This is a genomic window from Desulfatiglans sp., assembly GCA_012513605.1.
GTDB lineage: Bacteria > Desulfobacterota > DSM-4660 > Desulfatiglandales > HGW-15 > JAAZBV01.
The window spans coordinates 1-10534 of the sequence record JAAZBV010000113.1 but is presented as its reverse complement, the minus strand read 5'-3'; the positions used below and the strand labels follow the sequence as shown (position 1 = coordinate 10534).

Annotated in this window: 7 protein-coding genes; all 7 read left to right on the top strand. The window is 37.6% G+C overall.

Annotated features, from left to right (window positions below; genetic code table 11):
• Positions 1-975 precede the first annotated feature (975 nt).
• Complete coding sequence (locus GX654_15110) at positions 976-3003, top strand: hypothetical protein (GenBank protein ID NLD38190.1); 2028 nt, start codon at positions 976-978, stop codon at positions 3001-3003.
• A 20-nt stretch (positions 3004-3023) separates the two neighbouring features.
• Positions 3024-4394: a phenylacetate--CoA ligase family protein gene (locus tag GX654_15105; protein ID NLD38189.1), complete on the top strand. Its 1371-nt coding sequence runs from the start codon at positions 3024-3026 to the stop codon at positions 4392-4394.
• 121 nt (positions 4395-4515) lie between these two features.
• Complete coding sequence (locus tag GX654_15100) at positions 4516-5604, top strand: glycosyltransferase (protein ID NLD38188.1); 1089 nt, start codon at positions 4516-4518, stop codon at positions 5602-5604.
• 318 nt (positions 5605-5922) lie between these two features.
• Positions 5923-7086, top strand: a complete 1164-nt coding sequence (locus tag GX654_15095) for a hypothetical protein (GenBank protein NLD38187.1) — start codon at positions 5923-5925, stop codon at positions 7084-7086.
• A gap of 101 nt (positions 7087-7187) precedes the next feature.
• Positions 7188-8660, top strand: a complete 1473-nt coding sequence (locus GX654_15090) for an oligosaccharide flippase family protein (GenBank protein NLD38186.1) — start codon at positions 7188-7190, stop codon at positions 8658-8660.
• 134 nt (positions 8661-8794) lie between these two features.
• Positions 8795-9985 (top strand): TIGR03087 family PEP-CTERM/XrtA system glycosyltransferase, encoded by a 1191-nt coding sequence (locus tag GX654_15085; GenBank protein ID NLD38185.1) that lies wholly within the window; start codon positions 8795-8797, stop codon positions 9983-9985.
• Between the two features lie 103 nt (positions 9986-10088).
• Positions 10089-10534: UDP-glucose/GDP-mannose dehydrogenase family protein (locus GX654_15080; GenBank protein NLD38184.1), on the top strand; the 446-nt coding region annotated here is incomplete at its 3' end.

Below are 10534 nucleotides of genomic sequence, written 5' to 3'. Positions count from 1 at the left end.
TCTACGAATTTTCAAAAGAGGAGCTAATAAATATAAAGCATAAGCTGGCAAGTTCTTTTCGAAATCTAGCTGAGGAAGAATTATTATGTTCGGATTACTTTTTCGTGGCGGAAAAAATTGATGCAAAATAAACCACTCACAACTGACTGTTCGCCACTCACGACTAACAGTTCACCACTCACGACTGACTCTTTACCACTCACCAATTTGATTATTGAAGAATATGCCGGTATTACAAGGGTTAATGAACCAGTGACAGTTGGGATACCTATCCCTAGAGGTGTTCTATATGATACGAAACAATTGTATCTTAATGACCCTGAAAAGGGGCTTGTTCCTCTACAGACCCAACCCCTGGCTGAATGGCCTGATAAAAGCATTAAATGGATACTGCTTGATTTTCAGGTGTCTGTAGAGGCATGTACAAAAAAAGAATTAGAACTGTTTTTTGGCAGGGACTCATCTCTGTTACCCCTGGGAAAAGGGATAAGGATAACTAAAACTGAAAAGAGAGTTGAGGTGGATACAAATGCTGCAAAGTTTGTCTTAAACTCAAAAATATTTAAACTATTTGAAAGTGTAATGATAGGGGATCAGGTAATTATTGATAATAAAAATTCAAACGTGATTCTAAAAGATGAAAATGGAAAATGTCTCACCCCATTTATTAACAGTATCAATATAGAAACAGAAGGCCCTCTTAAAAGCACTATAAAGATAGATGGAGTTTTTAAGACAGATCAAAAAGAACAGATTGCCAATTTTATCGCCAGAATTAATTTCTTTTTAAACTCAAGTTTAATAAAGATAGAATTCACTATTCATAATCCAAAAGCCGCTAAACACCCCGGAGGCTTATGGGACCTTGGAGATCAGGGTTCCAAATACTTTAAAGACCTGTCTATTAATATAGCAATTGCAGATGACAAAAAAGGTATTGAGAGTGACCTCGCACTGTATGAAGATCCTGTCCCAATGGATTATCAGGATTTTCCAAAAAAGGAAAAACAAAAGTTTCAGCATTTTTATTCTGAGATTAAAAATGATTCAAAATTCAAAATTCAAAATTCAAAATTATCAAAAGATATTCCAAATCTTTTGATATACCAGGACAGCAGCGGCGGTGAAAACTGGCAGAGCCTGAATCATGTGAACAGAGATAATGAAGTAAAAACAAGTTTCAGAGGATATAAACTGCTGGAAGGTGGGATGGTGGCAAGGTCGGATACTGGGGAAAGCAATAACTTAGAGCTAAGTGCAAAGAGTATAGCAGATGGCTGTTCAGGAATGAAGATTATAAAAGAGGGTTTCAGAGCTAATCCAATCCTCACACTTCACTCCTCACGTTTTACTATCGGCGGTTCTATTCAACACTTCTGGCAGAATTTCCCGAAAGCCTTGAGCGTAAAAGAAAATATTCTTCAAGTAAAACTATTCCCTGAAGAGTTCAATGATGTTTTTGAACTTCAGGGTGGAGAACAGAAAACACATACATTCTTTATCAATTTCCTTTGTTCAGAAGAAAAAAATGATATGAGTCTGGGTTGGATACAAAACCCTTTAGTGCCCTGTTCCTCTCCTGAGTATTATTTAAACACAAAAGCAATTCCTTTTCTCATATCGAAAAAGAACAATCCGGATAAGGATATTTTAACGCTGTTAGACAGTGCAATAAGAGGAAATAATACCTTTTTTAAAAGGCGTGAAATCATAGACGAATACGGCTGGAGAAATTTTGGAGAACTTTATGCAGACCATGAGGCAGTAAACCAAAAAAGTGAAAAACCATTAGTGTCACATTATAATAATCAATATGATTGTCTAAATGGTTTTTTATTCCAGTTTTTTCAAACAGGTGAATCAAAATGGTTTTTAATAGCTGACCAGCTCTGCAGTCATATTAAAGATATAGATATTTATCATACGAAACATGACCGCCTTGAGTTCAACAATGGGATGTTCTGGCATACCGAGCATTACATTGATGCCCGCACTGCGACCCACAGATGTTATTCAAGGCATCATGCGGAACAGCGAAATATGGCCTATTACGGGGGAGGACCGGCCTTGTCCCACAATTATGCCTCGGGATTATTGTTGCACTATTTTTTAACAGGGAGCGCTACTTCCAGTGTATCTGTTCAAGAACTTGCCGGATTTGTTGAAAGCAATATTGGGATTGATGATACATTTAGTAACAAGATTATTAAAGGAGCCAAGCGCATTAAAGCTCGCCTGACCCGGTTCAGGTTGCCTGGCATGGTGGAAATTGAAAAGGTTTACAATTTAAATGGCCCCAGTCGTGCAAGCGGTAATGCCTTGACGGCCCTTTTAGATGCATGGGCACTTACCGATGACTATATATATCTGAAAACTGCACATTCTCTTATTCTTAGATGTATCTCCCCTGAAGACGATATCCCTTCCATGGAGCTCCTGGACAGGGAGAACCGCTGGATGTATACAGTGTTTATGCAGGCTTTGGGCAAATTTCTTGATCTTAAAACCGACCATGAGCAGTTTGACGCATACTGGCATTATGCTAAAAAAAGCCTCCTGCACTATGCCGAATGGATAGCTGTCAATGAATACCCTTACCTGGACAAACCGGAGCAACTGGAGTTTCCAAATGAAACCTGGGCTGCACAGGAGATCCGTAAATGTAATGTCCTGCTCTATGCTGCTAAATATGCAAATCAGGATAAAAAAGACCTGTATTTGGAAAAGGCAGATTTTTTCTTTAAAAAGGCCATAGAGCAATTCAACACATTTGATACCCGCACATTGACAAGGCCACTGGTTCTTATCATGCAGAACGCCGGAATGCATGCTTATGCAGGAGTTAATGCAATATCTTTTAAAACACAAACCGGCAATACTGTTTCTGATGAAAAAATACAAGTGATTAGTTCTAAAAAAAGCATTATCAAATTGTTAAACATTAAAACATTTCGTTTTGAGCTAGAAATCATTAAATGCAAATTGAGAGCACTGTTCCATTAATAATATAAAAGGCATATAATATGTATCCAACGATCGCAAAATATGTGTTTTTTTACCCTATTCGTTATTTAAGGGGAGAATTTATATGCCCTTTAATAAACAAGGTAAAACAGATTGAAACATATGATGAAAATGATATTGAAAAATATCAGATAGAGAGGATCAACAATGTCCTTTCCTATTGCAAAGAGAACATCCCATTCTATCGAAATAATTTACCTAATAAAATGCAATACAAAAAATATATTAAGTCCTACGAAGATATGCAAAATGTGCCGGTTATCGACAAAAAACTTTATATAAAAGAAATAGTTAAATGTAATTCATTGCCTAAAAAACGAGTATCAAAAAGGTCAACCAGTGGGTCAACTGGCGAACCTCTAATATTTTACAAAGAACGTATTGCAACAGCATTTATGGACGCAGTTATGTACCATACCTATTCATGGCATGATATTAAAATAGGGGATAAACAAGCTCGTTTTTGGGGGATGCCTGTTAAGCAACAGGCAAAAGCTAAAGAACAACTAAAAGATTTTTTCATGAATCGCACTCGCTTTTCAGCTTTTAATTTAGAAAAAGAGACTATGATGCAATACTATTATCATATGCTTAAATTCCGGCCAAATTATTGTTATGGGTACCCAAGCTTAATATATGAATTTGCCAGTTTTATGAAGGCGAACAATTTGTCTTTTAAAGCTCTTAATTTAAAAGGTGTAATTTTGACAGGAGAAATGTTGTTGCCTGAAAGACTTGGTATTATAGAAGAAATATTTTCTGCAAAAACCATTAATGAGTATGGTTGCACTGAAATAGGTGTTATCGGCTTTCAATGTAAACATAACAAAATGCATGTAATGTCACATAATGTTTACTTGGAGGTTTTAAGTGAAGGTATCCAGGTTTATGATGAGGAAGGTGATTTATATGTAACAGAATTGAATTCAAATTATATGCCTTTTATACGTTATAAATTAGGGGATCGAGGCATCATAACTAAAGAAAGGTGTGAGTGTGGAGTTCATTTCCCGGTTATTAAATCAATAAAGGGGAGGGTTGATGATTTTGTAATAACACCAGATGGAAGAAAAATATATGACGCAATATTTGCCTATACACTAAAAAGACATGTGAAAAGTTTTTTAGTAATACAGAAACGTGTTGAATTAATAGAGATTTATATCGTTAGAGATCAGCTATATTCGGAAAATACAGAAAAAGAATATTTAAATATTTTGCATAAGGCACTAGGGGATGGGATAAAGTTGCAGGTTTTCCATGTTGATGAGTTGCCACGTGAAAGTTCTGGAAAATTAAGATATTTTAGGTCAGAGGTGTCGGCAAACAAACAAGTGGATACACCACCTAACTTTTTAAATAAAACTTAAGAGCATAGCTCAAACCTTTAATCCAATAAGGCTACGTAAAAGAGAATGTCGAATTTTACTTATTATTGTCAGGATCAAATTTGGTAAATAGTTTAATTAAACGCACTGTCTATTACGATGAATGCAGGTATGTTTTACCGATCCGAGGATAAAAAGCATATGTTATTTTTCGGGTAAAATCACTGGAAAAAGAAATACTAAAGGAACCATGTTAACAACAATACTTGAACCACTAAGCATTATTATTATTACAAAAAATGAAGAAGGCTATATTGGAAAAAGCCTTGATAAATTAACAAACGCTATTGAAGTATGGGGAGGGAAAGCCGAAATTATTCTTGTTGATAATGGATCAGAAGATTCAACCAGAGCAATTGCTTTAAAATATGGTTGTAAAGTTATTGAAGACCCCTACTCAAGTCTTGGAAAACTTCGTAATGTAGGAGCTAGAAGCTCGAGTGGTTTGATATTAGGTTTTTTAGACGCAGATTGTTTAGTAGATCCAAAATGGATTTCATATTGTTTAAGTAATTTTTCCAATGATAAAGTTTCTATGGTTGGGACCCGGGCTATCCCTGACCTAAAAAATGCAACTTGGGTTGAAAGGGCATGGTTCAATTTATTTACTGGTGTAGATAAACCAAGGTATATCAATTGGTTGGGTTCGTCCAACTTTTTTATAAAAAGAGAAGATTTTTTTGCCATTGGCGGTTTCAATGAATATCTCAAGGTTGCAGAGGATGTGGACCTTTGTAACAGGTTGCGGAAAAAGGAAAATATTATACTTGAGAAGAGGGTAGATACTATTCACCTGAGAGAATCAAAAACCTTATATGAAATTTTTAAAAGAGAGTTTTGGAGGGGGAAAGGAAGCATTAAATCATTTGCATGTACTTTTAAGGCAACCGAATTCCTGAGTGTTTTTGTCCCACTGCTAAATTTTATTATTTTATTATCTTTTTTAATATCAGGACTATGTCAAAAAAAAATTGGCTTTTTATTTTTGCTGGCTTTTTTATTTTTACCTGTACTATTGATGTTTAAAAAAAAGGCTAGGGTTTCTTCATTTAAAACAATGGGACATTGCTATATAATTGCTGCTGTATATTTGTTTGCGCGAACATGTTCCTTGTTATATGAAGCAACTTTAATTTTCAGAAATAAAGTGTCAAAAAAAACAGATTCAGTTATTTGTAAATTATTCCTGTAGGGCAGGGTCCGGTTGAAATAAGTAAATAGGGCACTATTGTGCAAAAAAGTAAACGAAAACCATAGTTGTTTAGCACATTACTTTTATGTAAGTTAACTAATCGGGCATATATTCTTATAAAAAATGATACGCATGTTAACATCTTAGTCTTAACTACTATTATATTACCTCCTGTTTTAGTTGGATATTTTACGCAGATTGGTTTTTTTAGGGTTCCATGCTGTTTTGTAAATCTTGAAAAAGGTACTATTCTCTTAGGTTTGGCACATTAGATGCATAAAAATTTATGAAATTAATTTTTTTAGGAGAGGTTTTATTATGAATAGACTAATTGGATCATTTTTATGCGCTATGATAATGCTGGCATTAAGCAGTGCCGTCCAGGCTGGAGTCCTTTTCAGTGATAATTTTGATGATCACTCAGACTGGTCCCCCCAACAGCCAGCCTATGGTGGTGCTATATCTTCTCGTGATGGTAATGCAATAAGGGCCTGTACAGGGTGCCCTGATGGGACCGCAAAATATGCTGCATACCGTGTTGCTAGAACCGGTTTTTCTGATGGAAGGGTTGGCCGAAACACACTAAATATAACCGGTGAAAACGCCAGAGGTGGAAGCGGCAAGGCTTTTAATTTTTATGTTGAACCATTAGATGCATCTCTGGCTGAAGACTGGACCAATGACGGGTTATTGGTTGTCGCTTTGAATGGTAACTATGAAACCATTTACATGCGATACTATATAAAGTTTTCAGATAACTGGGTTTGGAATGATAATGGTACTTCCACTATTAAAATGGGACATATGCAACACACCAGGCCTGGCGGTAGTTATTGGAGTTATTTTAAAGATGGTGACAACTGGCCCGCAGTGGTGCCAGGTTTTGCTAAAGAGTATGCAAGCGGCACCAACTTTTACTGGAATGGCCAGGCAGTTTTCAGAATGCACATACGAAAACAATCCTGTTATTACCCCAGTGATGGGTATAATAATATGCCTGATGATGTAGCAAATGATTTCTTTCGATATGGTTTGTCTGATTCTGTTACCAATTGCACACTTGGTTCAAACTGCCTGACATGGGAAGATATACTTATGGATGGTGAATGGCACTCTATTGAGTATAAGTTAAAAGGAAATTCCGCAAAGGGAGTTTCAGATGGTGAATTCCTGATGTATATTGATGGACATTTGGCTATTTCAAAAACCAACATACCCTGGGCAGACATGGGCGCTGATGCTTCAGGCACCAGGGCATGCTCTGACTGCGGCGGAAGGGTTGTTAATCCCCCTTCTGATTTTCTTGGATGGAATACAGTTATAATAGGTGGAAATGCAAATATTCAAAGATTTTCCAACACATCGAATACAAATGTTGAACAAAGGTACACCATTGATGATCTTGTTATCGCCACTTCTTATATTGGGCCGGATTATGTTATTGGTGCGCCCCCTGCGCCCCCTAAAGGTGTGAGTCAATAATAATTATTTAAGAAACTTTACATCAGTATGGAAACCACTTCCATACTGATGGTTTTTTCATACAACTCCTCAATCTCAATATATTATAAAGAAACTATTCTGTGCTTCAAAATACCATTAAAAGGCTTTTAAGCCATTCCATGATCTATTCACTGACATGGGTCAGCGGAAGTGCCGCAAGCATTCTCCTTTTACCTGTTTATACCCGTTACCTAACCCCTTCTAATTACGGTATTCTGGAAATACTTGCATACACAAATGACATTTTCAGAATCATCCTGATTTCAGGGATAAATATCGGCCTGGCCCGTTTCTATTATGGTGAAAAAGATGAAGAAGCGCGCAAAATAGTAATATCTACCGGCACTGCATTTGTTGTGTTCTCCGGTCTGGCAGGGTACGGGATAGGCTGGTCATTCAATTCGGAACTGGCATCACTTATTCTGGGAGACAGTTCATACTTTAATTTTATAACCCTCAGTCTGACTATCTTGTTTGCGGACCTGGTTATCACCATTTCACAGATGTATTTTGTTGTCTCAAAAAGACCTGTAATTTTTATTATATACAGCCTTGGTAGGCTTGTAATAGGAATTTGTGCCAATTTATATTTTATTGTTGTTCTTGAACTCGGGCCGGTAGGAATGTTATATGGCAATATTGTATCCTGCTCGATTGCTGCTGTTGTGATGACTGCCCATAGTCTGGTTATAAATGGCATCAGGATTAATACAGACCTTCTTAAAAAAATGTTGAAATTCGGTTTCCCAATGATTCCTGCCATGTTGTGTGCAACTGCAATGCACAATGCAGACCGTTTTTTGATCAGGGGATTTGCGACCCTGGCCAGTGTGGGAATCTACAGCCTTGGATATAAATTCCCCTACATGCTTAATGCCCTGATACTTGAATCTTTTAACCGTGCATGGGCAGGTTCTACCATGTATGAAATAGCCGGACAGGCAGACGCTAAATACCAGTATGCCAGGGTCGCATCCTATTTCATGATGTTTTATGTATTTGCTCAATTTTGTTTAAGCGTGTTTTCTATTTCTATTATAAAACTATTCGCCGCACCCGATTATTTTTCTGCGCATCAGGTAATACCGCTGGTGGCCCTTGGTCTCTCATTTCATGCCTTTTATACCTTCTTTAATATGGGGGCATTTTTAAAGGATAAAACATGGCTTTTAAATGTTGCTTATGCCCCGGCCGCATTGGTCAATATTGTCGGTAATATACTGCTGCTGCCCAAATACGGGTTTATGGCCGCAGCCTGGATGACTGTTGTAACCTATTTTATATTTTCGCTTATCACATATTTCAGCTGTAAAAGAACCCTGAGTATATCATTTGAATTTGGACGGCTTTCCCTGCTTTTTGCCTATGCCGCAGGCCTCTATGTCTTGTCCTCTTTAATACAATATGATAGCTTTATTCCGGAAATTATTAAGGGTATCTGTTTTGTACTTTTGTTTATACTGGCTGTTGTTTTTGGAGGGTGCACCAGTAAAAATGAGAGAAAAAAAGGCATGGATATTTTGTATGGTTTATTAAAGTCTAAAAAGACTTAGATGATAAATTAGTTTTAAGATAGACCCAATTCACATGTAAACAGAATAATTTGTACATTATTTAAAAAAATAAATTTAAACCTGTAATTGTAAACGCAGTTTAGGGAAAGACTTTATATATCAGGAAAAATATCATGAAAATTTTATTTGTTTGTCATCGTTTCCCTTTTCCGCCCAGGCGTGGAGGAAAAATCAGACCTTTTAATATCATAAGCCACCTGAGTCGTAACCATGAGGTGACAGTTGCCTCAATTGTCAGGTCCGACACAGAGGCACACGCAGGAGAAGGGCTAAAGGACTATTGCAGCAATTACCTCATGGGAAAAATCTCAAAACCTGCTGCCCTGAAAAATATCTTGAAAACTTTACCGACTTCCATTCCATTTTCTATGGGGTTTTTCTATTCAAGGGAACTGGATGAGCAGATTAAAAAAGAAAGATCGGGGAAAAAGTATGATCTGATTTTTGTGCACTGCTCCTCAGTTGCACAGTATGTGGAAGATATAACAGACACGCCAAAAATTCTTGATTTTGGAGATATGGATTCTCAAAAATGGCTGTTATACAGCATGGTCAGAAGCTTCCCCATGAAGAAAGTATTCTCCATTGAGGGGAAAAGACTTCAGCAGGCGGAAATGGCACTGGCCAAAAAATTTGATTTTTGCACCTGTACTACTAAAGCGGAAATGGCGACTTTAAAAGGTTATAATGTCACAGACAATATCGACTGGTTCCCGAATGGTGTAGATACCGATTATTTTTCCTATGACCAGACACCATATGAGCCTGATACGCTCTGCTTTATCGGGCGTATGGATTATTATCCCAACCAGCAATGCATGATTGATTTTTGTGAAAAGGTTCTGCCCCTTATCAAATCAGAACGGCCTGATATCAGGCTTATGATTGTCGGAGCTGACCCCTCACGGAGTATCAAAAAACTCGGCAGCATTAAAGGCGTAACTGTAACCGGATCAGTGCCTGATGTGAGGCCATATCTGCGCAAATGTGCTGTTAATGTGGCGCCCATTGAAATCGCCAGGGGCACCCAGAATAAAATTTTGGAATCACTTGCCATGGGAATTCCTGTGGTTACAACCAATGTGGCGGCAGAGGGAGTGGATGCCCAACCCGGAGAGCATTTTCTGGTCGGCTCAAACCATGAAGAATTTGCAGAAGCAGTAATCAGATTGCTGACCGAACGGGAGTTGAGGCAAAGGCTTTCAGAAGCGGGAAGAAACCGCATGCTGGATCGCCATAACTGGCCTTCATCGATGAAAAAGCTGGATTCAATAATCGAAAAAACTCTTACCCTGCGAAAATAACAAAAAAATAATTGGTCTGTTTCTAATCCGTAAATATCACGGACCCTGTGAAATTGACGCCAATGATAACTATGGAGAAATAATAAATATGGAGGTGAAAGGCATGAAATTAAATATCAGTGTATTCGGCCTGGGATATGTTGGCACTGTTCTTCTTGGTTGCCTCGCAAAAGATGGACATAAGGTGCTGGGTGTTGATGTGGATCCAATAAAACTTGATCTATTAAGAAATGGAAAAGCGCCTGTGCTCGAGGAAGGCATACAGGCTTTGATCCAGTCATCCATAGAAAGCGGTCGTGTTGATGTAACAAATGATACTGAATTTGCAATCAATAATACAGATTTATCGTTTGTATGTGTAGGAACACCCGCAATGGCAAACGGAAGCCAGGATTTACGGGCTATTCTTCGATTGGCCGAAGAAATCGGCAAGGCCCTGAAAAACAAACCCGGCTTTCACACGATTGTTATTCGCTCGACAGTTCTCCCCGGCACTGTTGAAAACAAGATAGAACCGGTTATTGAACAGTTCTCAGAAAAAAAATCAGG

Coding starts and splice junctions, on each gene's coding strand:
- GX654_15110 (NLD38190.1), top strand. CDS start 976: ATGGATTATCAGGATTTTCCAAAAAAGGAAAAACAAAAGTTTCAGCAT.
- GX654_15105 (NLD38189.1), top strand. CDS start 3,024: ATGTATCCAACGATCGCAAAATATGTGTTTTTTTACCCTATTCGTTAT.
- GX654_15100 (NLD38188.1), top strand. CDS start 4,516: ATGCAGGTATGTTTTACCGATCCGAGGATAAAAAGCATATGTTATTTT.
- GX654_15095 (NLD38187.1), top strand. CDS start 5,923: ATGAATAGACTAATTGGATCATTTTTATGCGCTATGATAATGCTGGCA.
- GX654_15085 (NLD38185.1), top strand. CDS start 8,795: ATGAAAATTTTATTTGTTTGTCATCGTTTCCCTTTTCCGCCCAGGCGT.